Origin of the sequence: Mycobacterium sp. 236(2023) (assembly GCF_029623955.1) — a bacterium.
Taxonomy (GTDB): domain Bacteria; phylum Actinomycetota; class Actinomycetes; order Mycobacteriales; family Mycobacteriaceae; genus Mycobacterium.
In genome coordinates, this window is sequence record NZ_JARSBP010000008.1 from 159,672 (window position 1) to 182,519 (window position 22,848).

Below are 22,848 nucleotides of genomic sequence, written 5' to 3' on the forward strand. Positions count from 1 at the left end.
TTTTTCCTGCGATATTGCTGTGAAGCGCGGCCTACAGCCACCATCGTTCGAGCACCCGGGCCACTCCGTCCTCGGCGTTCGTCGCCGTCACCTCGTCGGCGGCGGCCACCGCGTCGGGATGCGCGTTCCCCATCGCCACACCGAGCCCGGCCCAGTCCAGCATCGGGACGTCGTTGGGCATGTCACCGAACGTGACGATGTCGGCGGCTTCGATGCCCTGGGGCCGAGCCAGCTCGTCGATGCCGGTCGCCTTGCTGATACCCAGCGGCACGATCTCGATCAGCCCGTTGTTGGTCGAATACGTGATGTCGCCCTCGATCCCGATGTGCTTGGCCAGCTCGGCGGCCATGTCGGCGCTGCGCGCACCCGACTTGCGGATCAGCAGTTTGACGGCGGGCGCGCTGAGCAGATCCTCGATCGACACCTCGGTGTTGTCCGGGTTCAACCACGCGTGTTCGTATCCCGGAGAGCTGACAAACTGCGGCGTGGCGGCGTCGTGGGCGCTGCGGCCCACCCGCTCGACGGCCAGCCCCGCACCGGGGATCACCCGCGTCGCGATCTCGGCCAGCTCGCCGAGCGCGTCGGCCGACAGAGTTCGTGCCGCGACGATCCGGTCGGCCGACGGGTCATAGATCACGGCACCGTTGGCGCACACCGCCATCGGTGCGAAACCCAACTGATCCACGATCGGTTTGACCCAGCGCGGCGGGCGTCCGGTGGCGAGCACGAACTGCGCGCCGTCGTCGACGACGGCGCGCACCGCCGAACGTGTTCTCGGACTGACGTTCTCGTCGTCGTCGAGCAGCGTGCCGTCCACGTCGGTGGCGATCAGCAGCGGCTTCATCGGCCCTCTTCCCGCCTGCGGGCGCGCTCGGCCAACTCGGCTTCCTCCATGACTCTGGCTTCTTCTGGGGTGGGCGCACTCCCGCCGAGGCGCCGCGGCAACCAGAACGCTCCTGACGGCTGCGGGTAATCGGCTTGGGCGGCGTCCAACAGACGCGACATCTCCGCGCGGAGTTTCACGTTCACGTCACCGTCGGGGGCGATCGGCCGGCCCAGAGCCACTGTCACCGGGAACTTCTTGCGGCCCAATGCTTTCGGATGGTCCTTGGTCCACAACCGTTGGGCTCCCCACACAATCAGCGGCACGATCGGCACCTGGGCTTCCCTGGCCATGCGCGCCGCACCGGACTTGAACTCCTTGAGCTCGAAACTGCGACTGATCGTCGCCTCGGGATACACCCCGACGATCTCCCCACGGCGAAGCGAGTCCACCGCCGCGGCGTAGGCCTCCGCGCCCGCCTGCCGGTCCACCGGGATCGTCCCCGTGTGCCTGATCAGCCAGCCGACGATCTTCACGTCCTTCATCTCGGCCTTGATCATGAACCGCATACGCCGCCCCCGCTGTGTCGCGGACAGCGCCGCGGGAAGGAAGTCGACATAGCCGGTGTGGTTGATCGCGATGACAGCTCCGCCGTCGGCCGGCATGTTCTCCAGCCCGCGGAAGGTGATCTGTGTCCCGGTAGCCCTCACCAACGACTTCGCCGTGATTTCCAGCGCGCGGAAGACCGGTTCCATCGGTGCCTATCCCGGCGCCTCACGGCGGGCGGCCTTCTCGGCAGCTTCCTCGGCATCCATCCGGTTCGCTTCGGCCAGCGTCGGGGCACCACCGCCCATGCGGTGAGGCACCCAGAACTCGCCGGGCGGGTGCGGCCCGTACGCATCCTGCACCTGCTCAAGCAGATGCTGCATGCGGGAGTGCAACACCGTCGTCAGCTCCGCGGCGGGCAGCGTCGGTTCGATCGGCTTGCCCACCGTGATCGAGATGGGCACCTTCGGGCGCTTCATGTTCGGGGGATGGCCCTTGGTCCAGACCCGCTGGGCGCCCCACACGATGTGCGGCACGATCGGCACGTTCGCCGCGATCGCCATCCGCGCGGCACCGGACTTGAAGTCCTTGATCTCGAAGCTGCGGCTGATCGTGGCCTCGGGGTAGACGCCGACGAACTCGCCGGCGGCGAGCCTGCGGCAGGCTTCGTCGAACGACGACGCGCCGCTGGCCCGATCGACCGGGATGTGCCGCATGCCCCGCATCAGCGGACCCATGACCTTGTGGTCGAACACTTCCTTCTTCGCCATGAACCGGACCTTGCGGCCGAGATGCTGCTCGTAGGCCGGCAGGCCCGCGAAGGTGAAGTCGAAGTAGCTGGTGTGGTTGATGGCGATCACCGCCCCGCCGGTGCGGGGCAGGTTCTCGACCCCGGTCACGGTGAACTTCAGGCCCTGGATTCGCCAGACCAGCCGGGCGAGCTGGATGGCGGTGCCGTATACCGGTTCCACAGCAGCAAGCGTAGTGCTCGCATGACGGAAGGCAGCCATGAGTGCTCCTACCGGACCCCTGCCGGTGCCCGACATCGTCGCCACGATCGCCGCGGGGCGCCCCGTGACGGCCGTCTGGGTCAACGAACTCGGTGGGGTGACGTTCGCCATCGGTTCCCGCGTCACCGACTACGTGAAGGTCTATCCCGACGACGCGGCCGCCCTGCTGGCCGACGAGGTACCGCGCCTGCGATGGGCGCAGAGGTACATCCCGGTTCCGGTGGTCCTCGGGTCGGGACCGGGATGGATGCACACCGCCGCGCTGCCGGGTCGGTCGGCGGTGGACCCGCTCTGGTCCCACGCGCCCGAGACCGCGGCGCGGGCGATCGGAACCGGGCTGCGGAGGTTGCACGACGCTTTGCCTGTCGAGGACTGCCCGTTCGGGCCGCCGTCCTGGGTGGGCGATACGCCGCCTGCGGACCGGCTGGTCGTGTGCCACGGCGACGCGTGCGCGCCCAACACCCTGATGGACGACGACGGGGCGTGGTGCGGGCACGTCGACCTCGGGGACCTCGGGCCCGCGGATCGTTGGGCCGATCTCGCCATCGCGACGCTGTCGCTGGACTGGAATTACCCCACGGACGAGGACGCAGGCTTTGAAGGCGCCCTGCTCGACGCCTACGGAGTGACCCCCGACCGTGAACGCATCGCCTACTACCGGGCTCGCTGGAACGACGAGCCCCCGGCGCAGGGCTAAACTCCTAGGCGACCAGTTTGCGGGGCGAAGCGGACTTAGAGAGGTGTAAGTGCAGGTCACGAGCGTCGGACACGCCGGCTTCCACATCGACACCAAGGCCGGAAGCATCCTGTGCGACCCGTGGGTCAACCCTGCCTATTTCGCATCGTGGTTCCCGTTCCCGGACAACACCCAGCTCGACTGGGCCGCCCTCGGCGACGTGGATTACCTGTACGTCTCGCACCTGCACAAGGACCATTTCGACCCCAAGCACCTCACCGAGTACGTCAACAAAGACGCCGTCGTGCTGCTGCCGGACTACCCCGTGCCGGATCTGCGGCGCGAGCTGGAGAAGCTCGGCTTCCACAACTTCTTCGAGACCACCGACTCGGTGAAGCACCGCGTCAGCGGCCCGAAGGGCGACCTCGAGGTGATGATCATCGCGCTGCGGGCGCCCGCCGACGGCCCGATCGGCGACTCCGGCCTCGTCGTCGACGACGGCGAGACCGTTGCCTTCAACATGAACGACGCGCGACCGGTCGACTTGGACATGGTGCACGCCGACTTCGGCCAGATCGACGTCCACATGCTGCAGTACTCCGGGGCGATCTGGTACCCGATGGTCTACGACATGCCCGCCCGCGCCAAGGAAGCGTTCGGCACCCAGAAGCGGCAACGGCAGATGGACCGCTGCCGGCAGTACATCGCGCAGGTCGGTGCGACGTGGGTGATCCCGTCGGCGGGGCCGCCCTGCTTCCTCGACGACGCCCTGCGCAACCTCAACGACGACCACGGCGACCCGGCCAACATCTTCCCCGACCAGGTCGTGTTCCTGGACCAGATGCGCACCCACGGGCATGACGGCGGCCTGCTGATGATTCCCGGATCGACCGCCGATTTCACCGGCTCACAACTGAATTCGCTCACCCACCCGATGCCGGACGCCGACGTCGAGGCGATTTTCACGACCGGCAAGGCCGACTACATCGCCGACTTCGCCGAGCGGATGGCCCCCGTGCTGGCCGCCGAGAAGGCGGCGTGGGCACCCGCCACGGGTGAGTCGCTGCTGGAGCCGCTGCGGGATCTGTTCGAGCCGATCATGCTCCAGTCAGACCAGATCTGCGACGGCATCGGATATCCGGTAGAGCTGCGGCTAGGCCCCGAAACGGTGGTTCTGGACTTCCCGAAACGTGCTGTCCGCGAGGCTATCCCGGACGAGAAGTTCCGCTACGGCTTCGGCATCGCTCCGGAGTTGGTGCGCACCGTGCTGCGCGACCACGAGCCGGACTGGGTCAACACGATCTTCCTGTCGACGCGGTTCACGGCGTGGCGGGTCGGCGGATACAACGAGTACCTCTACACCTTCTTCAAGTGCCTGACCGACGAGCGGATCGCCTACGCCGACGGCTGGTTCGCCGAAGCGCACGACGACAGCGCCTCGATCACGTTGGACGGCTGGGAGATCCAGCGGCGCTGCCCGCACCTCAAGGCCGACCTGTCGAAGTTCGGCGTCGTCGAAGGATCCACGCTGACCTGCAATCTCCATGGCTGGCAATGGAATCTGAACAACGGCCGATGCCTGACCACCAAGGGACACGAACTGCGCTCGGCCAAGCTGGAGTGACATGACGGACGTGAAGCGGAAGTTCTACGACGATGGCCTGATCCAGCTGGATCAGGAGGCCCTCACGTTGCGGCGCTACCACTTTCCGTCAGGCACATCCAAGATCATTCCGCTGCGCGACATCCGCCGCTACCACGCCTCGTCGCTCGGGCTGTTCATGGAGCGCTTTCGACTGTGGGGCAGCACCGACCCGCGCCGGTGGATGCCGCTCGATGTGTACCGGCCCCTGAAGTCGACCCTCGTGACCATCGACATCGGCGGGACGCCGAACCCGGCGTGCACACCGGTGCACCCCGATCAGTTCCTTGAGCTGCTCGACGAATTCCTCGCGGCCCGTTAGCTTTTGGGCGTCAGCATGTCTGTGCCCACGTAAGGCACCAGAGCCTCGGGGATGCGCACGCTGCCGTCAGGCTGCTGATGGTTCTCCAGGATCGCGACCAGCCAGCGCGTGGTGGCCAGCGTCCCGTTGAGCGTCGCCGCGGTCTGAGGTTTGCCGTTCTCGTCGCGGTAGCGCACCGCCAGCCTGCGCGCCTGGAACGTCGTGCAGTTCGACGTCGAGGTCAGCTCGCGGTAGGTCTGCTGCGTCGGCACCCACGCCTCGCAGTCGTACTTGCGGGCGGCAGACGAACCGAGGTCGCCCGCGGCGATGTCGATCACCCGGTAGGGCACCTCGATGTGGGCCAGCATCTGGCGCTGCCAGCTCAGCAGCCGCTCGTGCTCGGCCTCGGCCTCGTCGGGTTTGCAATAGACAAAGCCCTCGATCTTGTCGAACTGGTGCACGCGGATGATGCCGCGGGTGTCCTTGCCGTAGCTGCCGGCTTCACGGCGGAAACAGGAGGACCATCCGGCGTAGCGCAGCGGCCCCGCAGAGAGGTCGAGGATTTCGTCGGAGTGATAGCCGGCCAGCGGCACCTCCGAGGTGCCGACCAGATAAAGGTCGTCGTCGGCGAGGTGATAGACCTCGTCCGCGTGCGCTCCGAGGAACCCGGTACCGCGCATGATCTCGGGCCGCACGAGAACCGGCGGGATCATCAGCGTGAACCCGTTCTCGGTGGCGGTGCGCACAGCCAGCTGGAACAGGCCGAGTTGCAGCAACGCCCCGAAGCCGGTGAGGAAGTAGAAGCGGGAACCGGAAACCTTGGCGCCACGCTCCATGTCGATGAGCCCCAGCGCCTCCCCCAGTTCGAGGTGGTCCTTGGGGTTGTCGATCGCCGGCGGTTCTCCGACGGTGTCCACGACGACGAAGTCGTCCTCGCCGCCGGCCGGTACGCCTTCGATGATGACGTTGGAGATGGCCATGTGGGCCGCGGCATAGGCGGTCTCGGCGTCGGACTGCGCAGCTTCGGCCGACTTCACCTTCTCGGCGAGTTCCTTCGCCGCCGCCAGCAACCCGGGGCGCTCGTCGGGCGAAGCCTTACCGATCGACTTGCTGGCCGCCTTCTGTTCGGCACGCAGATTGTCGGCGGTCGAGATCGCGGCCCGCCGCGCGGTATCGGCCTCGGCGAGGGCATCGACGAGGCCGGGGTCCTCACCCCTGGCCTGTTGCGATGCGCGGACGGCGTCGGGATTCTCTCGCAGGACTTTGAGGTCGATCACGCGGCAACCCTACGGGGTCGAGGTCGGACGCGGCTCAGCTGCATAACGTTACAACTGCATCACTTGTCACAGCACCCGACACGCCTGTCACAATGGAGCGGATGTCTGATACAGCCCGGCCTGTCGAGAAGCCTTGGTGGAGGAGCCTGCAATCCTCGTCGACCCGTCGCGCGCTGCTTCTGACGGCGTTGGGTGGACTTCTGATCGCCGGCGTCATCACGGCGCTGCCCAAGACCGACCCGTCAGGCGGTCTGACGGCGAACTCGATTTCGCTCGGTCCCCGCGGCAACGACACCTTCGACCACGCCAAGAGCGGTGACTGCCTCAGCTGGCCCGACCGCACGCCGGACGCGGCCGAGATCGTGGACTGCGCAGGCGATCACCGGTTCGAGGTCGCCGAGTCGGTCGACATGCGCACCTTCCCCGGCAGCGAATACGGGCCTGATGCCGCGCCGCCGTCGCCGGCGCGGATCCAGCAGATCAGCCAGGAACAGTGCTCCGCGGCCGTCAAGCGCTACCTGGGTGCGCAGTACGACCCGAACAGCAGGTTCAGCGTCAGCATGCTGTGGTCGGGTGACAAAGCCTGGCGTCAGTCCGGTGAGCGCCGCATGCTGTGTGGTCTGCAACTGCCCGGACCCAACAATCAGCAGCTCGCGTTCCAGGGCAAGGTCGCCGAGATCGACCAGTCCAAGGTGTGGCCGGTCGGCACGTGCCTGGGCATCGATCCCGCCACCAACCAGCCCACCGACATCCCCGTCGACTGCGCCGCGCCCCACGCGATGGAGGTGACCGGTGCGGTCAACCTGGCGCTGAAGTTCCCCGGCGTGCTTCCCGCGGAGACGGATCAGGACAGTTTCATCAAGGACGAGTGCACCAAGATGACCGACGCCTACCTGGCGCCGCTGAAGCTGCGTGAGACGACGCTGACGCTGATCTACAGCACGGTGTCGCTGCCCAGTTGGGCGGCGGGCAGCCACCAGGTCTCGTGCAGTATCGGCGCCACACTCGGTAACGGTGGCTGGTCGACGCTGCTCAACAGCGCCAAGGGCCCGCTGATGATCAACGGGCAGCCGCCCGTTCCCCCGCCGGACATCCCGGAGGAGCGGCTCAGCCTTCCGGCGATCCCGGTACCCGACGAGCCGTATGACAGCTCGTCCAGCTCGTCGAGTTCGTCGAGCAACTCGTCGGACTCGTCCTCGTCGTCGACGTCGGACTCCAGCGACCAGCAGACGGTGCACGGTCCTCAGCCCTCGACGGTTCCTGCTACGGAGCCGACCCAGACGGACCAGGCTCCGTCCACCGACGTGCCGCCTCCCGGTGGTGGCAACACGTTCCTGAACGGCCCTCCGCCGGCACCGAACGCGCCCCCTGCCGATCAGCTGCCGCCCCCGGCCGCACCTGCTCCGCCACCCCCGCCGCCGTTCGGCTTCCCGCCGCCTCCGGCACCGGCACCGGCACCGGCACCGGCACCGGTGCTCCCGCCTCCGCCAGGGACGTAGTCGCGTGACCGTGCGGATGAGTTCGCAACGGTTCGAGGAATTGGTCGGCGACGCGCTGGATCTCATTCCGCCGCGCTTGGCCTCGGCGATCGACAACGTGGTCATCCTGGTTGCGGACCGCAACGAGGACGAGCCCGACCTGCTGGGCCTCTACGAAGGTGTCGCTCTGACCGAACGCGATTCCTGGTACTCCGGCTCGCTCCCCGACACGATCACCATCTACCGCGGCGCGCTGCTGGACGTGTGCGGCAGCGAGCAAGAGGTCGTCGACGAGGTCGCGATCACGGTGATCCATGAGATCGCCCACCATTTCGGCATCGACGACGACCGGCTGCATGAGCTCGGATGGGGCTGAGGGGTCCGCGCGGCAACCCGATGTTGTCGGCCCCGAGTGCTATGAACGGCACATGAGCAATCAGTGCCGCGCCTGCCGTCTGGGCTTGGAGCACTGCCACGGCGCGCTGATCCACCACCCGTACGCGGCTGCCGAATGCACGGAAGCCGACTGCTTCGTCGTCCGCGGCGACCACGATCTGCACATCGACTGCAGCGCAGCCGGTTGCCGCTGCGACGAACCTGCCGCCGCGTCAGCCCATCGGGTCGGCTGAGCGCGATCCTTCGGCACTTGTCGTGACCGGCGTCTCCGGGCCGAACGGCGGGGTCAGCTTGCCCCATTGAAGGCAGCTCCAGCGGCCGTCGGTGATGGGGGCGAGCACCACGGATTCGGTGTTGGCCAGGTGGTGGTCGATCGCGAAGTGGCCGTCGACGCCCGACAGGTAGGCCGAGACGAGCCTGATGGCGGCGCCGTGACTGACGACGATGATGTCGCCGTGCCAGGCCGCGTCGTCGAGGTAACGCATGCGCAGTTGGTCGAGCACCGGGATGTAGCGGTCGAGGACCTGCTGGGCCGACTCTCCGCCGGGCAGCGCGAGGTCGAGTTCGCCTCCGTGCCAGCGCCGGTAGACGGCGTTGAATTCGTCGTGGGCTTCTTCGTCCGCCCGGTCCTCCAGATCGCCGACCTGGACCTCGTGGATTCCGTCGAACGCGTGGGTGGGGTGCGCGGCCGCGAACTCCCGCGCGATGTGATCGGCCGTCTGGACCGCGCGGGTGGCGATCGAGTGCGCGATCATCGCCGGTGGCCGGGACAGGCCGCGGGCGAACGCGGAGGCTTGGTCGCGGCCGAGGTCGGTGAGTTCTGCGCCGGGCGGCCGGGTGTCGAGCCGCCGGGCGACGTTGCCATGCGTCTGACCGTGCCGGACCAGCACCAGACGTCCGCTCACGGTCTTCCCTCCCGGAGCCGGTCCACCCAGGCGGCCGCCTCGTCCAGTGGCGGAGGCGCGGCACCCACGACGTCACCCGTGGGCCACGAGCCCAGATAGCGGACGTCGGCGCAGCGCCGGTGCAGCGCGCGCAGAGCCTCGGCCACGGAGTCGTCCTCGATGTGGCCGACGAAATCCAGGAAGAACTTGTAGGTGCCGAGTTCGGTGCGGGTGGGCCTGGACTCGATCCGGGTCAGGTCGATGTCGCGGACCGCGAGTTCGGTCATCGCGGCGACGAGCGCACCGGGCACGTTGTCGAGCTGCAGGACGACCGAGGTTCGGTCGGCACCGGTGCATTTCGGCGGTGGACCCGGGCAGCCGACGAGTACGAACCGGGTCCGGGCATTGGCCTCGTCGACGACGTCTGCGGCGAGCGTGTCGAGTCCGTAGTGCTTTGTGGCGAGCGCGGTGCTGACGGCAGCGTCGGCCCGGCCTTCCGAGACCTCTTGTGCCGCAGCGGCATTCGAATTCGCCGGCACCAGTTCGGCGTTGGGCAGATTTTCGGCCAGCCACCGTTTGACCTGGGCGGTGGCGACCGGGAACGCGGCGATCGTCTTGACGTCCGCGCCGACGATCCCCGGCCGTACCGCGATGGTGAACGACACGTCGAGGGTCAGCTCGGCGTAGACCTGCAGGGGCGCTCCGTCGGCAAGGCTGTCCAGGGTCGGGATCACCGAACCGTCGATCGAATTCTCGATCGGTACGCACGCGAACTGCGCCGCGCCTGCCCGGACGGCGGCGAGCGCGGCGACGGTGCTGTCGGTCGCGATCGGCGTCACCGACTGGTCAGTGCCGGGGATCAGACCGTTGGCCGCGATCGCGCGCAGCGCCGCCTCGGTGAAGGTTCCCTCGGGGCCGAGGTAGGCGATGCCGGGCACCGCACCACCCTATCGGTTGCCTTGGTAATCGCATTCCGCTGCGGGAAAGCCTTGCGCTTCCGCCGGGCTACTAGTTAAGTTAGGCTCACCTTACCAATTGAAAGGCAGCGCGATGGCATCTCCGGCACTGACTGCAGCTCCCACGACAGCGGAGCGAATTCGCAGCGCGTGCGTGCGGGCAGGCGGCGCGATGCTGGCCGTCGAAGGGCTCGATCCGGCGGCCACTCCCGTCCACCACCTCCTCGACGACGGCTCCTTCGCCATCACCGTGCCGGTCGGCGGAGCCCTCGCTGCGACGGTCGTGTCGGCGGGCAATGCCGGCATCCAGGCAGTCCTGGAGATGACCGACTACGCCCCGCTGCCGCTTCGAGAGCCGGTGCGCTCCCTGGTGTGGATCCAGGGCAGGCTGCGCGACGTGCCGATGAGCGAGGTGCCCGCCCTGCTCGATCTGATCGCCGCCGCCGACCCGAATCCGGCACTGCTGCAGGTCAATTCCGGGCCCGCACAGGCAGAAGGCGATACCCGCTACGCGCTGATGCGGCTCGAGATCGAATCCGTGGTGGTCGCCGATTCCACCGGAGCCGAATCCGTGGCGCTCGGCGCGCTGCTGGGCGCGAGCCCGGATCCGTTCTGCGCCATGGAGTCCTGCTGGCTGCAGCACATGGAGTCGGCGCACCGCGACGTCGTGGAACGCCTCGCCACCCGGCTGCCCACGTCGCTGCGCCACGGTCGCGTCCGCCCGCTCGGCCTGGACCGGTACGGCGTCCAGTTGCGCGTAGAAGGCGAGGACGGCGACCACGACGTGCGTCTGTCCTTCGCCAAGCCGGTCGACGACGTCACGGGTCTGAGCCAGGCTATCCGCGTGTTGATGGGCTGCCCGTTTCTGAACGGGCTGCGCGCCCGCGGCGCGTGAGCGCCAAAAGTACTTGAGCGCGTGAGGCCGCTACCGTAGCTGCGGTGAGCGCGACCGATGACGACCTGACGAGCGATCAGCGGCGCGGCCTTCGCATCGAGATCGCTGTCGTGCTGGCGGTCACCTTCGGCCTCAGCGCCTACAGCGCACTCCTTCGACTTGTCGAGGGCGTCCTGCTCGGCCTGTCCGGCCGAACGGTGGCGCTCAACCCGAAGCGCTCCCCCATCGACCTGATCGACCTCGGCCTCAACCTGGCGAGCCTGGCGCAACTGCTGGCGTGGGGAGCGCTGGCGATCTACCTGTTGTGGCGCGGCGGCGACGGCCCCGAGCGGATCGGTCTCACCCGAATCCGTTGGCGGCGGGACATTCTCGGCGGTGTCGGGCTCGCGATGCTGATCGGCGTTCCAGGCCTGGCGCTCTACCAGATCGCCAGGATCATCAGGATCAACGCCTCCGTCGAACCCGCCGAACTCAACGACACCTGGTGGCGCATCCCGCTTCTGCTGTTGTTGGCCTTCGGCAACGGGTGGGCCGAAGAAGTCATCGTCGTGGGATTTCTGCTCACCCGATTGCGCCAGCTGAAGCTCAATCCCTGGGCAGCCCTGATCGTCTCGAGCCTGCTACGCGGTGCGTACCACCTGTATCAGGGATTCGGAGCGGGGCTCGGCAACGTCGCGATGGGGCTCGTGTTCGGTTACTACTGGCAACGGACCGGTCGGCTGTGGCCGTTGATCATCGCGCACACGCTCATCGACGTCGTCGCTTTCGTCGGCTATTCACTCCTGGCGGGTCGGCTCGGCTGGCTGGCCTGAGCGCGTACATTTCGATCGTGACCGACAAGCGGCCGCCTTTTCCCGGGCCGGTTCCGCCGCCCCCGCGGGGAACCCCGAACCGCCGCGAGCCGTCTCAGGTGATCCGACGCGACCCGAACCAGCGTCCGCTCAATCCGAACCAGCGTCCGCCGTGGCCACCCAATCCGCCCACACCGCAGCGCAGGCCCGCACCGCCGCGGCAGGCACCTCCCCCACCACCGCCACCACCTCGGCCAACGCGGCGCCCGACGCCACCACCTCCGGCACCACACGTACCGCCCGCGGCGCGGAAGAAACCCCGGCGTATCCGCCGCTGGTTCCGCATCGCGCTCGTCTGCCTGCTGCTGGTCGTCGTCGGCGGCGTCGCGCTCGGCGTGTGGGTCGATTCGTCGTTGACCCGGATTCCGGCGCTCACCGACTACGCCGACCGACCCGCCGAGGGGCAGGGCACGACGTGGCTGCTCGTCGGCTCCGACGGCCGGGAAGGCCTCACGCCGGAGCAGCAGGCGGACCTCACCACCGGCGGCGATCTGGGCGCCAGCCGCACCGACACGATCCTGCTGGTGCATCTTCCCGGCCTGATGTCCGACACCCCGGCGACGATGGTCTCGATACCCCGCGACTCGTACGTCCCGATCCCCGGATACGGCGACGACAAGATCAACGCGGCGTTCTCGGTCGGCGGTCCGCAGCTGCTGGCCCAAACCGTCGAGTTGGCCACCGGGTTGCGCATCGACCACTACGCCGAGGTGGGGTTCGGCGGCTTCGCCGGACTCGTCGACGCCGTCGGCGGTGTGACGATGTGTCCGACCGAGCCGATCAGCGATCCGCTGGCGGGCATCGATCTTCCGGCGGGATGCCAGGAGCTCGACGGACGCAACGCCCTGGGCTTCGTCCGTTCCCGTGCCACACCGCGCGCCGACCTCGATCGGATGGTCAACCAGCGACAGTTCATGTCGGCCCTCGTCGAGCGGGCCTCCAGCCCGGCCGTGCTGCTCAATCCACTGCGGTGGTATCCACTGGCCAGCGCCGCAGCGGACACGCTCACCGTCAACGAAGGCGACCACATCTGGGACCTGGCCCGGCTGGGATGGGCGCTGCGCGGCGCCTTCACGAACGTCACCGTGCCCATCGGCGAATTCACCGACAACGGGTCCGGGTCGATCGTGGTGTGGGACAGCGGGGCGGCCGAGCAGCTGTTCGGCGCGCTGGCGTCGGACTCCGCCGTGCCGCAATCCGTGCTCGACGCCGCCAACCCCTAGCGTCAGCAAACTTTGTAGCATGAGTCACACTGGGCTTCCTAACTAAGGATAACCTCGCCTGCATTAGGCTGACCTTCGATGACAATAGCCCCTGAGCTGCTATATCTTCGTCGCATGACAACTTCATCGTCCATCGACGCCATCGATACCAAGTTCCACGGGCTGCTCAACGACCAAGTGCGTAGCGAACTCGGAGCGTCGCAGCAGTACCTCGCCATCGCCGTGTATTTCGACAGCGCCGACCTCCCGCAGCTGGCGTCGCTCTTCTATCGCCAGTCGGTCGAGGAGCGCAATCACGCGATGATGCTCGTGCAGTACCTGATCGACCGTGGTGTCGCCACCGAGATCCCCGCCGTCGACCCGGTGCGCAACACCTTCGAAACTCCCCACGATGCGATCAGCCTGGCCCTGAACCTCGAGCGCTCCGTCACCGAGCAGATCAGCAGGCTCGCCGCGACCGCCCGCGACGAGGGCGACTACCTCGGTGAACAGTTCATCCAGTGGTTCCTCAAGGAGCAGGTCGAAGAGGTCGCCCAGATGACGACGCTGGTGCGCGTCGCCGAACGTGCCGGCGCCGACCTCTTCCACCTCGAGGACTTCGTTGCTCGCGAGATCTCGGCGCCCAAGGGTGACCCGGCGGCCCCCAAGGCCGCAGGTGGCGCGCTCTAACTAGTCGCGACCCGCACCGGTCAGACCGTTCTGCAGCCAGGCCTTGGTGCGGCCCGGATGGTTCGTCGCTATCCAGGCCACACCGAGGTCTCTGCAGTATTGGACGTCTTCGTAGTGGTCGACGGTCCAGCAGTACAGCGCGCGGCCCTGTGCCGCAGCACGGTCCACCAGTTCCGGGTATTCGCGCAACGTCGCGATCGACGGGCCGACCGCCGTCGCCCCGACCGTCGTCGCGGCGCTGCCCCCCAGATAACGCGATGTCTCACCGAGCAGCACCGTGGGGAGCATCGGCGCAGCCCGGCGGATCCGCCAGACAGCCGCCGCCGAGAACGACATCACCACCGCGCGCGACATGTCGGCCGATGCCGGAGATGCGATGCCGTACCGGTGCAGCAGCGCCAGCACCTTGCTCTCCACCAGGGCGCCGTACCGGACGGGGTGCTTGGTCTCGATGAACATCTTCACCGGCCGGTTGCAGTCCAGGACCAGAGACACCAGGTCGTCGAGCGTGAGCAGTCCGGTATCGCCCTGGCTGCCGTCTTCGCGCCGGCTCGGATGCCAGGCGCCGTAGTCGAGTTCTCGCAGCTGGGCGAGCGTCATCTCGCTGACCAGGCCCGTCCCGGTCGAGGTCCGGTCCAGCCTGCGGTCATGCACGCAGACGAGGTGACCATCCTTGGTGAGGCGGACGTCGCACTCGACGGCGTCGGCGCCCTCCTCCAGGGCGAGCTCGTAAGCGGCCCGGGTGTGCTCCGGCAGCTCCGCCGAGGCACCTCGGTGGGCAACCACGAAGGGATGGCCGCCGAACGTCTCGTCGGAGCTCATACCGCTATGCTGCCGGGTTCTCCCCGTCCCGCTCAACTGCACGCGCGGGTTCGTCGGAATTCTCGACGGATGCGACCATCACCCACCGCCTCGACGGCGCCGCCACGGGTTGGCGCTCGAAACCGAGGAACACCTGCAGCACGAGCAGCAGGGCCGCGACCGCGAACAGGTAGGCCACGATCGTCGTGACGGTGTTGTTGGCAATGCCTTGGGGGTCGGTCGTGAAACTCGTCGCGATCGAGAAGACCGAGACCGCGGTGCTGGCGACCCAGACCACCCACCACACCAGAATCGGCCGGTGCAGCCAGCGCAGCCGGGCCTCGGTGTCGGCGAGCTCGATCACGTACACCGGGGCCCACAGCAGGTTGGCCAGCGGAATCAGGCAGCCGAGCCACAGCTCCACTGCCGAGCGGGGATCTGGCCGTCCCTGGTGAGCAAAGGCGGCAGCCCGGCGGGAGATCAGCCAGCTGGTCAGGATCAGCGCAGAGGCCACCGTCATGAAGGCCGCGATGACGCTGATCGCCACCCCACCCCAGGTCGCGATCGCGGCGACCCACGGATTCAGCAGAACCGTCCGGTTGATGATCAGCAAGATGTAGCGGACCAGGTGCATGAACGCTGCGACGCCCAGGGCGGCCATCGTCAGAACGAGCATCGTGCGGACCGACTTCGCCGACGGGCCCTTGCGCTCCGTCGCGTGCTGGACGGGGGCGTCGAAATGTTCGGCCAGCCCCCATCGGGGGGTGCTGAGGTACCGCGGGGTGGGCCCGAGGTCGCGACGACCGCGCCGCGGCTGCGGCGGCGCACCCGGACGAACCGCGACCCACCGGTAGCCCGCCGGAGCGGGCGGACCTTGGCGGCCGCCCTGTTGCGGTGGCGGCGCCTGCCGCTGGTCCCAGCCCTGCCCGGGAGCGTGGCCCGAAGGAGCGAGCAGCGTGCCGTGACAGCGCGGGCACCAGACCCGCTGCCGGTCGCGCACGTTCCACCGCGTCCCGCATTGGGAACACACTTGGATCATCGGACCAGCCTAATTCAGACCGTTCCGGCGCCTCCGCCGTCGGTGATCACCGGACGTCCCGCTCCGGCCCAGGCCAGCATGCCGCCGGTGACGTTCACTGGCTCGAACCCGTTGCGGGCCAGATACTGCGCGACGCGTTGCGAACGGCCGCCCGCGTGACAGACCACGAACAGCTGCGAGTCGGTGTCGATCTCGGCCAGCCGGGCGGGGATGTCGCCCATCGGAATGTGCTGGGCCCCTGGCGCGTGTCCACGCTGCCATTCGTCATCTTCACGCACGTCGAGCAGAACGATGGTTTCGTCGCCGGATCCGCCGAAGTTGAGCGGAACGTCGCCGATGGCCACCTGCGGCACGTCGGTGTCATCCATGACCTCATGCTGACACGGCCGTGCGACTGCACACCAGCAGCAATACCGATGGCTGTGCCCAGCTATCCACAGTTTCCACAGGTTCATCCACAGGCCGACAACCATCTCCGAGCGGCTAATACCAGTCAGTAGCCCTGGACAGCCGTCAACTTTGTGGATAACCCGGGCCGGTGGGGTGGTGGTGATCAACAAGGCGGACTCTGCCCAGAGCGAAATCTCTCGCCGTTCTAAGTTGTTTGTGGCCAATCTGGTTCGTTCGTACCAGTTTTGTGCTCGATTTCTCGGCAGCGAACAACAGGCGTTATGATCGCCGTCACACGAGCATTCTGTGATTGATGTCACTGGGCTCGCGGGAACCGTTGAGCTTGGGGAGGTAACGGAGCGTGCAGGTGAGGAACATCTGATGGCGCAGTCGTCGATGGGGTCGGGATCCGCGTTTCAACCGTCGGACTGGCAAGCCTCTGCCCGCGTGTACACCCGCAGTCAGCTCATGGCCTGCCTTCGCGCCGGTCTCATCGCTCTTGTGCTCCTCGGCATCCTCGCCCTGATCGTTCTGTACTGACCCCGTCGCGGGCCTATCGCGGGCTCCGCACCGTCCAGATGACCCGGTAGGACCCCGCTGCGGAGACCCATCCGAACTCGCGCGAGTCGGTCGCACCCGGCGCTCCCGCATTGTCGGACAAAGCCTCAAATGTTGTCCCAGAAGCGGATTCACGCACGCCACCCACGCGTTTGATGAGGTATCGCGTCGAGAGCAGCGGGTCGGGGAAGACGCGCAGCTGGCCTTTCTTCGGTGTCCCGCACGGCACTGCCAGCAGCCCGTCGCCGGGGCGCAGCGTCGGGCGCATCGAGTCTTCGACGACGACGAAACGGCGCAGGAATCCCCCGGCAGCCCGGCGGGACCCATGGTTACGCCGCATGGCCTAAGGGTAAGTTAAGGCACATGCTGCATCGACTGTTCGACTCCGTGTTCTCCGAAGCAACTCCCGCCCATGCCCACTGCGATCTCTACTGCGGCGTCTACGACCCCGCGCAGGCCAAGATCGAGGCGCTGTCCTGCCTCAAGACGCTGCAGAAGTACCACGATTCCGATGACGATCACTTCAAGACGCGCGCCATCATCATCAAGGAGCGGCAGGCCGAAGAGGTCAAGCATCACCTGATGGTGCTGTGGGCCGACTTCTTCACCAAGGACCATTTCGAGCAGTTCCCGAACCTGCACCAGCTGTTCTGGGACGGCGTGCACGGCGCGGGCGACGTGAAGAAGTCGCTCGACGTGGCTGTCGCCGAGAAGCTGCTCAAGACGATCGACGAGATCGCCGACATCTTCTGGCAGACCGACAAGGGTAAGCAGATGGGCGTGTACCCGCCGTCCTGACGCACTCGCGTCCCGTTCACACGAAACTCCACCCGGCTCGGTCCCCGCGACCGAGCCGGGTTTCGTTTGTCACCTGCCAGAAACGGTGCCCCGATTGTTACCTGTCGGCAACGGTGTCCTGTTGCGCGCCAACGGGTCCCTGCCGCATTCTGAGTCATGGATTTCGGGTCCGGTCGGGCGATCGAGATCGCCCCGTTTCATGCGCATGGGTCTCTGAAGGGGTTCGTGGTGTCGGGCCGCTGGCCGGACTCCACCAAGGAGTGGGCTCAGCTGCTGATGGTGGCCGTCCGCGTTGCCTCCCTGCCGGGCCTCCTGTCGACGACGACGATCTTCGGTGTCCGCGAGGAGCTCCCCGATCAACCTGAGCCGGGCACGGTGGGTCTGGTGCTCGCCGAGGGCACCGTCGTGGGCGATTCGGCGGTACCGCCCGGCCATTTCGCCGACCGCCAGCCGCCCGCCCTGATGATGTTGCACCCGCCGTCGGAGACGACGCCGTCGCTTCCTGAGTGCACCGGCGCGGCCTCCGGCTGCGTTCTCCTGCCCGGGCTGCCCCATCTCGGCCTGGAGCACCGGGCGGCGTGGGTGGAGGCGGAGTCGGACGGGACGGTGACATCGATGGTGAGCCGGGTAGGGGTCGATCCGATCAGCCATCCCGATACGGCGATCCTCGCAATGCTCCTCGCCGCCTGACGGCGCCAGGTCTCGCCTGCCACTGGCTACTGACAGTTTAACCGTCTGACTTCTGCGGGGTGCTTGCTCGAGTTTGCACCCTTACTGGGCGAGGAGTGGGTCGGCCGCTGATCGGAGTGCCGCCGAGCCCGTAACGGCCAGCAAACGTCCATAGCCTTGCGGAGTCAAAGAGATGGACGTTGCCCGAGGTAAGGGGAGGGGCTCCTGTGACAGGGGCTGCCAAAGAGGCGTGATTACCGTTACTACAGTGCCGTTATTATTTGCTTAGCCGCACCGTACTATGGCGGTGCCAGGTGCGGATATCGACAGAGTTCTTGCCGGCAGCAGCGCACTCCAAGGCGATCCGAGTTGACTTTTACGCGGTTTGCACTTGGTTGTGGCCACAACTGTCGCTACGATGATCAGCAAATACGCCGCCCTATGAACCCGCTCGCCTGTATGTGGAGGTCAGTACGATGAGCAACACTTTTGCCGCTCGCCTGAATCGATTGTTCGACACCGTCTACCCGCCCGGACGTGGGCCGCATACCTCTGCGGAGGTGATCGCAGCACTCAAGGCAGAGGGTGTCACCATGTCGGCGCCGTACCTGTCGCAGCTGCGTTCCGGCAACCGTACTAATCCGTCTGTGGCAACGATGGCCGCGCTTGCCAACTTCTTCCGTATCAAACCCGCTTACTTCACCGACGACGAGTACTACGAGAAGCTCGACAAAGAGCTCACACTGCTCGCCGGAATGCGTGATGAAGGCGTTCGCCGAATTGCGGCGCGCACGGTCGGGTTGTCGGCGGAAGCCAAGCAGGACATCGTCCAGAAGGTGGATGAACTGCGTCGCCGCGAGAATCTGGACGATTAGCCCGGGCGGGGTGCCGGCGAGTGAGTCGGCAACCGCACCTCAGCCGGCGGGCTCGGCGGCAGGGACTAAACCCCCGCTGAGCTGTCGGTATTGGCGGGATATCTCAAGAATCCACTCCCGGTCCGAGTAGGCGGCGGGCTGGCGTAGCCATGCCAGGCCGGGAAACTTGTCGCGGCCGTCTCCGACGGCGCCGTCTCGGCCCGCGTGGATCCACGCCGCGACCGCGCCGGCCTGCTCGGTCGGCGACACATCCGGTGCCGCCAGATCGGCCCGAGCGACGAGTTCGTCCAGATCGGTGATCTCCGCGCCGGCGGAGTCCACCGGACGCAGCGCCCCGTCGGCGGCGGTCGCCTCGAGGAACAGGGCATCGGAGATCAGCGACATCCGCTCGGCCACGCGGAAGACGAGAGGCCCGCGGGGTCGCACGCCGATCCCGACATCAGGATGACGACGCCCCAGTTCCTCCAAGAGCGGCGCGATGGTTCGGAGCTCCTTTCGGGCGCCGAACCAATCCTCCAGACTCGGCAGCAGCGACCCGGCCGCCACGATCAGCATGGCGCACCCCAGCAGTGTCGCCGCGGCGCCGACGCTCACCAGGCCCGTCGTCCCAGCCACTCGCAAGAGGATGAAGCCGAGCGCCAGCACGATCAACACAATGCCGACCGTGAACACGAACAGCGCCCGTCCGCGGCGCGTCCGGTTGGAATGCCGCAGACCGGCCCAGGCCACCAGGCTCAGCGCCAGCAGGACATACAGCAGCGGAAGCAGCCAGGGCAGAGCGTTCCCGCCGCCACTGAGGTTGCGCCGCAGATACTCCTCCGGCGACATCTCCGGCTGCTGGCCGGCCGTCAGGAACACGGCGAGGCTGATCGCGGCGATCACGACGGCGACGGCGTACTGGGCCAGTGCGATCCTGCGCGCGGTCGAGGGTGTCCGGATCGACGAGACCGTGGTGATCATCACGCAGCTGCCCGCCGCACACGCGATCAACGCAACCTGGCTCAACCCCATCGAAATGTTCGGCCACCGCAGCAGCGTGTCGATCAGAAGCGTCAGCGGCTCCCAGTTGAGCGCCGCGACGACGCCGAGGCTGCCCAGGGCCAGGATCATGGCGGTGCTCACCAGCGACTGCTTGTTGACCAACGCCCAGCCGATGCGTAACCCGGTGGCCAGTCCGAGGAGACCGGCGATCACCCAGATGATCAACCAAACGCCTCTCCGAGGCGGACCTGCACGATCGACGATCGATCCGACGGCAGCCGTCCCAGGCGGTAGATCAGCAGCGCCGCGAAATCCTCGGCTTCCTGCTCGGCGTCCTCGCCGCTGGGGCCCATGCAACCTGTGCGCTGGTTGAGCATGTAGCCGATCAGTTCGGAGCTGGCCACCTCGGTGCTCTCGATGGCCGCCTGAACGACCGGGATCCCTTCGTGCCCGAGGACGAGATGACCCAGCTCGTGGGCGAGCGTGCGGTCCCAGGCGGGCAGGCCCTGCTGGATCAGGAAGACGTCCCGGTCGGCGTATTGGCGCCACTGACCGCACACCCCGGGCGGTAGTTCGGCCGTTGCGAGTTCGATGGCTCGCCCCCGGCTCTCGCTGACGGCCTCGACCAGACGAGGCAGCGATACCTCACCCCGCCTCGGAGCCAGATCGAGCACCTCGCTGACCGCGCGTGTGACACTGCGGCTCGCTGGCATGTTTCCCCCTCTCGATATTCACCACTATGCGCTGCTCAGTCGCTGTGAGCGAGCAGTTCTAACTAGTTCATGAATCGCGTGATTCCACTGCTGCGCACTCCTTGTCCTGCTTTGGCTTGGCGGTACCCCACCAGACCTCCCGCCCCGGTCAGGACCAGGATTCCGGCGAGTCCCGGCAGTGCCAGGACCGCGATCTGCGAGATGCCTGCGCTTCGCAGATATTCGCCGTACCCGACACGGCTACCCGCTGTCGGGATCGTGGCACTGGTGCCCGCTGCGGCGGGCAGCGGCTGCCGCGCAGGCGGGGGTGACGTACTGACCTGGCGCGGCCCCGTGGGCAGTGTTGAGGGACTGCCTCCGGCGCCCCGCGCGCCGGCACCGGACCCGGCGGCCGGCCCCACACCCGGGGAGACGGCTGGGCTGATGCTCAGAGGCGGAGCCGCGCCGACGACTGGCACGCTGATCGGCGCAGTGCGAATGTCGGCGGCGCCGATGTCGACACCGGGAACGACGTCGATGATGTCCGGCTTGTCCGCCCCGCCGACGAGCGGACCCTGCGGTAGCGACGGTGGCGAGCCTACGGGCGGCCTGTCGCTGTCCTTGTCGTCGGTCGGCGGATCAAAGGGGATCGGCGGCTCTGGCGGCCAGGGCCACGGCCAACCGGGGCCGCAGTCCTCGTCGCCTTCTTCGCAGCAGGGCGGACGGGGCGTCTCGCCTTCGTCGTCGCCGTCATCGCCCTTGGTCGGTGGTTCCTCGCCCTTGGTCGGTGGATCGCCCTCGTCCGGCACGGGGTCGGGCGCAGCGGGCGGGTCGGCATCTTCGCCGCGGTCCACCGAGCGCTTGGTCGTCCCGTGCGGACGGGCCGGTTGTTCGGCGCTGTCCTCGCTGGTGGACGCACCTGGGTCGGCTCCAGCCGTCGCGGTGCCGACGCCACCGATCAGCAGGCCCGATGCCAGCAAGCAGGTTGCCGCCGCGATACGCGTACGCGAAACCACGACGTCACCACCCTTCGACGGCCTGACCCCCGTCTCACCCCGATGTGGCGTCGATTCTCGCACAATCCCCTTTCGCCGTTTGCTGAGAACGCCAAACAGGAGGCTCGGCGGGGAGCGGGACCACCCCGGTGAGCAGCTAGCGCTAGGGTTGGTCACCGTTACCGCCGGTTCCCCGGCGGGCTGTGCCGATGAGACGAACCGGGAGGCCGCAGGGATGGGTCTGTTCAAGCGACGGAAATCCCGCGCGACCCGCAAAGCCGAGGCCCGCGCCATCAAGGCCAAGGCCAAACTGGAAGCCAAGCTGTCGGCCAAGAACGAGGTCCGCAGGTTCAAGGCCGCGCAGAAGGCCGAGAACCGAGCGCTCAAGGCGCAGCTCAGAGCCCAGCGAGACAGCGACCGTGTCGCGTTGAGAGTTGCTGAGACCGAGTTGAAGGCTGTTCGCGAGGGCAAATTGTTCTCCCCAACGAAGGTTCGGCGAGTACTTACCATCTCCCGTTTGCTGGCCCCGGTGGCGGTGCCTCTGGTCTACCGGGCGTCGATCGCCGCGCGCGGCCTCATCGACGAACGCCGCGCCGACCGCCTCGGTGTCCCGCTGACCCAGCTCGGTCAGTTCTCCGGGCACGGCGCGCAGCTGTCCGCCCGTATTTCCGGTGCCGAACAATCGCTGCGCCTCCTGGCTGACAAGCGGTCCAAGGATCCTGAGACGAAGCAGTTCGTCGCCGCGATGACCGAACGCCTCAGCGATCTCGGCGCCGCCGTGGCCGCGGCCGAGAACATGCCGTCCCCGCGAAGGAAGACCGCGCATGCGGCGATATCCGAGCAGCTCGACGGCATCGACGCAGACCTGATGGCCCGTCTCGGCGTGGTCTGACCCTCTTGTCCGAAGCGCCCGCACGACTGCGCGGCACTGCGGCGGGCCTGCTGACGGCAGCGCTCACGCTGGCCGCGCACAGCGCGGGCGGCGGTGGGGTCCCGACGGCAGTCACCGCGCTTCAGCTCCTCGTCGTCGCCGCGGTGCTGGGCGGCGTCGCGACTTCGGTGCCGCGCACGCACGATGCGACGTCGATGACGGCACTGTTGGCCGTCGGGCAGCTCGTGGGGCACGGGGTGCTGGCCGCGCACGGTGATCACCACGCCGCGGGCATCTCTCCACCTGGCTGGGCGATGATGGCCGCGCACGTTGGCGCGACGGTCGTGGGCGCGATTCTCATCAGCTTCGGAAATCGCTTGTGCCACATTCTTTCTCGGGCACTCCGGGGTGCCGCACGGCGCACCACGGTGCCGGTGGCAGAAACCCGGAACGTCGTGGGGCCGTCGCCGGATCAGCCCGTGCGCGCCACCCTTGTGCTCGAGTCATCGATATCGCATCGGGGTCCGCCGGTCGGCGTCAGCCGCTGACCAT

The 22,848-nt window shown here is 67.5% G+C and carries 29 protein-coding genes; 16 read left to right on the forward strand and 13 right to left on the reverse strand.

The annotated features are described in order from the left end of the window. Positions 1–31: 31 nt before the first annotated feature. Genes P9A17_RS27395 through P9A17_RS27405 form a run of 3 tightly spaced genes read right to left on the reverse strand, consistent with a single transcriptional unit; the run spans position 32 to position 2,340 of the window. Positions 32–844 (reverse strand): HAD family hydrolase, encoded by an 813-nt coding sequence (locus tag P9A17_RS27395; RefSeq protein ID WP_278041914.1) that lies wholly within the window; start codon positions 842–844, stop codon positions 32–34. Continuing rightward, complete coding sequence (locus tag P9A17_RS27400) at positions 841–1,578, reverse strand: lysophospholipid acyltransferase family protein (RefSeq protein ID WP_278041915.1); 738 nt, start codon at positions 1,576–1,578, stop codon at positions 841–843. Before P9A17_RS27400 ends, P9A17_RS27395 begins: the two co-directional genes overlap by 4 nt. A 6-nt stretch (positions 1,579–1,584) precedes the next feature. Beyond that, a complete protein-coding gene (locus tag P9A17_RS27405) occupies positions 1,585–2,340 on the reverse strand; it encodes a lysophospholipid acyltransferase family protein (RefSeq protein WP_278041916.1) in 756 nt (251 codons plus the stop codon). Between the two features lie 37 nt (positions 2,341–2,377). Here P9A17_RS27405 and P9A17_RS27410 point away from each other — a divergent pair, with 37 nt between their 5' ends. The 3 genes from P9A17_RS27410 to P9A17_RS27420 are packed head-to-tail and all read left to right on the forward strand — an operon-like array spanning position 2,378 to position 5,019. Beyond that, complete coding sequence (locus P9A17_RS27410; protein WP_278041917.1) at positions 2,378–3,076, forward strand: phosphotransferase; 699 nt, start codon at positions 2,378–2,380, stop codon at positions 3,074–3,076. 49 nt (positions 3,077–3,125) lie between these two features. After that, complete coding sequence (locus P9A17_RS27415) at positions 3,126–4,679, forward strand: MBL fold metallo-hydrolase (protein ID WP_278041918.1); 1,554 nt, start codon at positions 3,126–3,128, stop codon at positions 4,677–4,679. 1 nt (position 4,680) lies between these two features. Then, a complete protein-coding gene (locus P9A17_RS27420; protein WP_278041919.1) occupies positions 4,681–5,019 on the forward strand; it encodes a hypothetical protein in 339 nt (112 codons plus the stop codon). On the opposite strand, the gene serS is transcribed toward P9A17_RS27420, so the two are convergent. Beyond that, on the reverse strand, positions 5,016–6,275 hold the full coding sequence (gene serS, locus P9A17_RS27425; RefSeq protein WP_278041920.1) for a serine--tRNA ligase: 1,260 nt from the start codon (positions 6,273–6,275) through the stop codon (positions 5,016–5,018). The two genes, P9A17_RS27420 and serS, sit on opposite strands and share 4 nt — an antisense overlap. 92 nt (positions 6,276–6,367) lie before the next feature. Here serS and P9A17_RS27430 point away from each other — a divergent pair, with 92 nt between their 5' ends. From P9A17_RS27430 to P9A17_RS27440, 3 genes are read left to right on the forward strand one after another with little or no spacing between them, the layout of a single operon-like run. Further along, on the forward strand, positions 6,368–7,774 hold the full coding sequence (locus P9A17_RS27430; RefSeq protein WP_278041921.1) for a septum formation family protein: 1,407 nt from the start codon (positions 6,368–6,370) through the stop codon (positions 7,772–7,774). A 4-nt stretch (positions 7,775–7,778) separates the two neighbouring features. Continuing rightward, positions 7,779–8,129 (forward strand): metallopeptidase family protein, encoded by a 351-nt coding sequence (locus P9A17_RS27435; RefSeq protein ID WP_278041922.1) that lies wholly within the window; start codon positions 7,779–7,781, stop codon positions 8,127–8,129. A 52-nt stretch (positions 8,130–8,181) separates the two neighbouring features. Beyond that, complete coding sequence (locus tag P9A17_RS27440) at positions 8,182–8,382, forward strand: hypothetical protein (protein ID WP_278041923.1); 201 nt, start codon at positions 8,182–8,184, stop codon at positions 8,380–8,382. Here the strand turns inward: P9A17_RS27440 and P9A17_RS27445 are convergent. Both P9A17_RS27445 and pheA read right to left on the reverse strand, forming a co-directional pair. After that, positions 8,362–9,054, reverse strand: a complete 693-nt coding sequence (locus P9A17_RS27445) for a histidine phosphatase family protein (RefSeq protein WP_278041924.1) — start codon at positions 9,052–9,054, stop codon at positions 8,362–8,364. The genes P9A17_RS27440 and P9A17_RS27445 overlap by 21 nt on opposite strands. After that, positions 9,051–9,971 (reverse strand): prephenate dehydratase, encoded by a 921-nt coding sequence (gene pheA, locus P9A17_RS27450; protein ID WP_278041925.1) that lies wholly within the window; start codon positions 9,969–9,971, stop codon positions 9,051–9,053. Before pheA ends, P9A17_RS27445 begins: the two co-directional genes overlap by 4 nt. A 112-nt stretch (positions 9,972–10,083) precedes the next feature. Between pheA and P9A17_RS27455 the strand changes: the two genes are divergently transcribed. From P9A17_RS27455 to P9A17_RS27470, 4 genes are all read left to right on the forward strand, one after another. Then, entirely contained in the window at positions 10,084–10,884 is an 801-nt protein-coding gene (locus P9A17_RS27455) for a DUF2470 domain-containing protein (protein WP_278041926.1), read from the forward strand. 44 nt (positions 10,885–10,928) lie between these two features. Beyond that, on the forward strand, positions 10,929–11,696 hold the full coding sequence (locus P9A17_RS27460) for a CPBP family intramembrane glutamic endopeptidase (protein WP_278041927.1): 768 nt from the start codon (positions 10,929–10,931) through the stop codon (positions 11,694–11,696). A gap of 17 nt (positions 11,697–11,713) precedes the next feature. Continuing rightward, positions 11,714–12,958, forward strand: a complete 1,245-nt coding sequence (locus tag P9A17_RS27465; protein ID WP_278041928.1) for an LCP family protein — start codon at positions 11,714–11,716, stop codon at positions 12,956–12,958. Positions 12,959–13,072: 114 nt separating this feature from the next. Next, positions 13,073–13,627 carry a ferritin gene (locus tag P9A17_RS27470; protein ID WP_278041929.1) on the forward strand — a complete coding sequence of 185 codons (555 nt, stop codon included), beginning with the start codon at positions 13,073–13,075 and terminating at the stop codon, positions 13,625–13,627. On the opposite strand, the gene P9A17_RS27475 is transcribed toward P9A17_RS27470, so the two are convergent. Genes P9A17_RS27475 through P9A17_RS27485 form a run of 3 tightly spaced genes read right to left on the reverse strand, consistent with a single transcriptional unit; the run spans position 13,628 to position 15,835 of the window. Continuing rightward, entirely contained in the window at positions 13,628–14,449 is an 822-nt protein-coding gene (locus tag P9A17_RS27475; protein WP_278041930.1) for a glycerophosphodiester phosphodiesterase, read from the reverse strand. It abuts the gene before it with no gap. A 4-nt stretch (positions 14,450–14,453) separates the two neighbouring features. Further along, the gene (locus P9A17_RS27480; RefSeq protein ID WP_278041931.1) at positions 14,454–15,467 is read right to left on the reverse strand and encodes a DUF4328 domain-containing protein; all 1,014 of its coding nucleotides are present in this window, start codon (positions 15,465–15,467) and stop codon (positions 14,454–14,456) included. 14 nt (positions 15,468–15,481) lie between these two features. Beyond that, entirely contained in the window at positions 15,482–15,835 is a 354-nt protein-coding gene (locus P9A17_RS27485) for a rhodanese-like domain-containing protein (protein ID WP_278041932.1), read from the reverse strand. A 403-nt stretch (positions 15,836–16,238) separates the two neighbouring features. On the opposite strand from P9A17_RS27485, the gene P9A17_RS27490 reads away from it, so the two are divergent. After that, complete coding sequence (locus tag P9A17_RS27490; protein WP_278041933.1) at positions 16,239–16,397, forward strand: hypothetical protein; 159 nt, start codon at positions 16,239–16,241, stop codon at positions 16,395–16,397. 13 nt (positions 16,398–16,410) lie between these two features. Here P9A17_RS27490 and P9A17_RS27495 read toward each other — a convergent pair whose 3' ends face one another. Beyond that, on the reverse strand, positions 16,411–16,683 hold the full coding sequence (locus P9A17_RS27495) for a S26 family signal peptidase (RefSeq protein ID WP_278042044.1): 273 nt from the start codon (positions 16,681–16,683) through the stop codon (positions 16,411–16,413). Positions 16,684–16,778: 95 nt separating this feature from the next. On the opposite strand from P9A17_RS27495, the gene sodN reads away from it, so the two are divergent. The 3 genes from sodN (at position 16,779) to P9A17_RS27510 (ending at position 18,757) form a co-directional block, all read left to right on the forward strand. Then, positions 16,779–17,213 carry a superoxide dismutase, Ni gene (sodN, locus tag P9A17_RS27500; RefSeq protein WP_278041934.1) on the forward strand — a complete coding sequence of 145 codons (435 nt, stop codon included), beginning with the start codon at positions 16,779–16,781 and terminating at the stop codon, positions 17,211–17,213. A gap of 156 nt (positions 17,214–17,369) precedes the next feature. Next, the gene (locus P9A17_RS27505) at positions 17,370–17,903 is read left to right on the forward strand and encodes a peptidase (protein ID WP_278041935.1); all 534 of its coding nucleotides are present in this window, start codon (positions 17,370–17,372) and stop codon (positions 17,901–17,903) included. Between the two features lie 455 nt (positions 17,904–18,358). Continuing rightward, positions 18,359–18,757 carry a helix-turn-helix transcriptional regulator gene (locus P9A17_RS27510; RefSeq protein WP_011782790.1) on the forward strand — a complete coding sequence of 133 codons (399 nt, stop codon included), beginning with the start codon at positions 18,359–18,361 and terminating at the stop codon, positions 18,755–18,757. Between the two features lie 39 nt (positions 18,758–18,796). Here P9A17_RS27510 and P9A17_RS27515 read toward each other — a convergent pair whose 3' ends face one another. The 3 genes from P9A17_RS27515 to P9A17_RS27525 form a co-directional block, all read right to left on the reverse strand. After that, entirely contained in the window at positions 18,797–19,963 is a 1,167-nt protein-coding gene (locus P9A17_RS27515) for a hypothetical protein (protein ID WP_278041938.1), read from the reverse strand. Then, entirely contained in the window at positions 19,960–20,451 is a 492-nt protein-coding gene (locus P9A17_RS27520) for a DUF955 domain-containing protein (RefSeq protein WP_278041939.1), read from the reverse strand. The genes P9A17_RS27515 and P9A17_RS27520 overlap by 4 nt, the downstream gene beginning before the upstream one ends. A gap of 62 nt (positions 20,452–20,513) precedes the next feature. Next, complete coding sequence (locus P9A17_RS27525) at positions 20,514–21,446, reverse strand: hypothetical protein (protein WP_278041940.1); 933 nt, start codon at positions 21,444–21,446, stop codon at positions 20,514–20,516. 214 nt (positions 21,447–21,660) lie between these two features. Between P9A17_RS27525 and P9A17_RS27530 the strand changes: the two genes are divergently transcribed. Further along, the gene (locus P9A17_RS27530; protein WP_278041941.1) at positions 21,661–22,317 is read left to right on the forward strand and encodes a DUF6474 family protein; all 657 of its coding nucleotides are present in this window, start codon (positions 21,661–21,663) and stop codon (positions 22,315–22,317) included. A gap of 5 nt (positions 22,318–22,322) precedes the next feature. Further along, the gene (locus P9A17_RS27535) at positions 22,323–22,844 is read left to right on the forward strand and encodes a hypothetical protein (RefSeq protein WP_278041942.1); all 522 of its coding nucleotides are present in this window, start codon (positions 22,323–22,325) and stop codon (positions 22,842–22,844) included. Positions 22,845–22,848 lie beyond the last annotated feature (4 nt).

Bases quoted from the DNA above. Each gene is read 5' to 3' on its own strand.
- P9A17_RS27395 (WP_278041914.1), bottom strand. From the start codon at position 844: ATGAAGCCGCTGCTGATCGCCACCGACGTGGACGGCACGCTGCTCGAC.
- P9A17_RS27400 (WP_278041915.1), bottom strand. From the start codon at position 1,578: ATGGAACCGGTCTTCCGCGCGCTGGAAATCACGGCGAAGTCGTTGGTG.
- P9A17_RS27410 (WP_278041917.1), top strand. From the start codon at position 2,378: ATGAGTGCTCCTACCGGACCCCTGCCGGTGCCCGACATCGTCGCCACG.
- P9A17_RS27420 (WP_278041919.1), top strand. From the start codon at position 4,681: ATGACGGACGTGAAGCGGAAGTTCTACGACGATGGCCTGATCCAGCTG.
- P9A17_RS27430 (WP_278041921.1), top strand. From the start codon at position 6,368: ATGGAGCGGATGTCTGATACAGCCCGGCCTGTCGAGAAGCCTTGGTGG.
- P9A17_RS27440 (WP_278041923.1), top strand. From the start codon at position 8,182: ATGAGCAATCAGTGCCGCGCCTGCCGTCTGGGCTTGGAGCACTGCCAC.
- P9A17_RS27455 (WP_278041926.1), top strand. From the start codon at position 10,084: ATGGCATCTCCGGCACTGACTGCAGCTCCCACGACAGCGGAGCGAATT.
- P9A17_RS27470 (WP_278041929.1), top strand. From the start codon at position 13,073: ATGACAACTTCATCGTCCATCGACGCCATCGATACCAAGTTCCACGGG.
- P9A17_RS27475 (WP_278041930.1), bottom strand. From the start codon at position 14,449: ATGAGCTCCGACGAGACGTTCGGCGGCCATCCCTTCGTGGTTGCCCAC.
- P9A17_RS27480 (WP_278041931.1), bottom strand. From the start codon at position 15,467: ATGATCCAAGTGTGTTCCCAATGCGGGACGCGGTGGAACGTGCGCGAC.
- P9A17_RS27485 (WP_278041932.1), bottom strand. From the start codon at position 15,835: ATGGATGACACCGACGTGCCGCAGGTGGCCATCGGCGACGTTCCGCTC.
- P9A17_RS27490 (WP_278041933.1), top strand. From the start codon at position 16,239: ATGGCGCAGTCGTCGATGGGGTCGGGATCCGCGTTTCAACCGTCGGAC.
- P9A17_RS27495 (WP_278042044.1), bottom strand. From the start codon at position 16,683: ATGCGCCCGACGCTGCGCCCCGGCGACGGGCTGCTGGCAGTGCCGTGC.
- sodN (WP_278041934.1), top strand. From the start codon at position 16,779: ATGCTGCATCGACTGTTCGACTCCGTGTTCTCCGAAGCAACTCCCGCC.
- P9A17_RS27505 (WP_278041935.1), top strand. From the start codon at position 17,370: ATGGATTTCGGGTCCGGTCGGGCGATCGAGATCGCCCCGTTTCATGCG.
- P9A17_RS27510 (WP_011782790.1), top strand. From the start codon at position 18,359: ATGAGCAACACTTTTGCCGCTCGCCTGAATCGATTGTTCGACACCGTC.
- P9A17_RS27520 (WP_278041939.1), bottom strand. From the start codon at position 20,451: ATGCCAGCGAGCCGCAGTGTCACACGCGCGGTCAGCGAGGTGCTCGAT.
- P9A17_RS27530 (WP_278041941.1), top strand. From the start codon at position 21,661: ATGGGTCTGTTCAAGCGACGGAAATCCCGCGCGACCCGCAAAGCCGAG.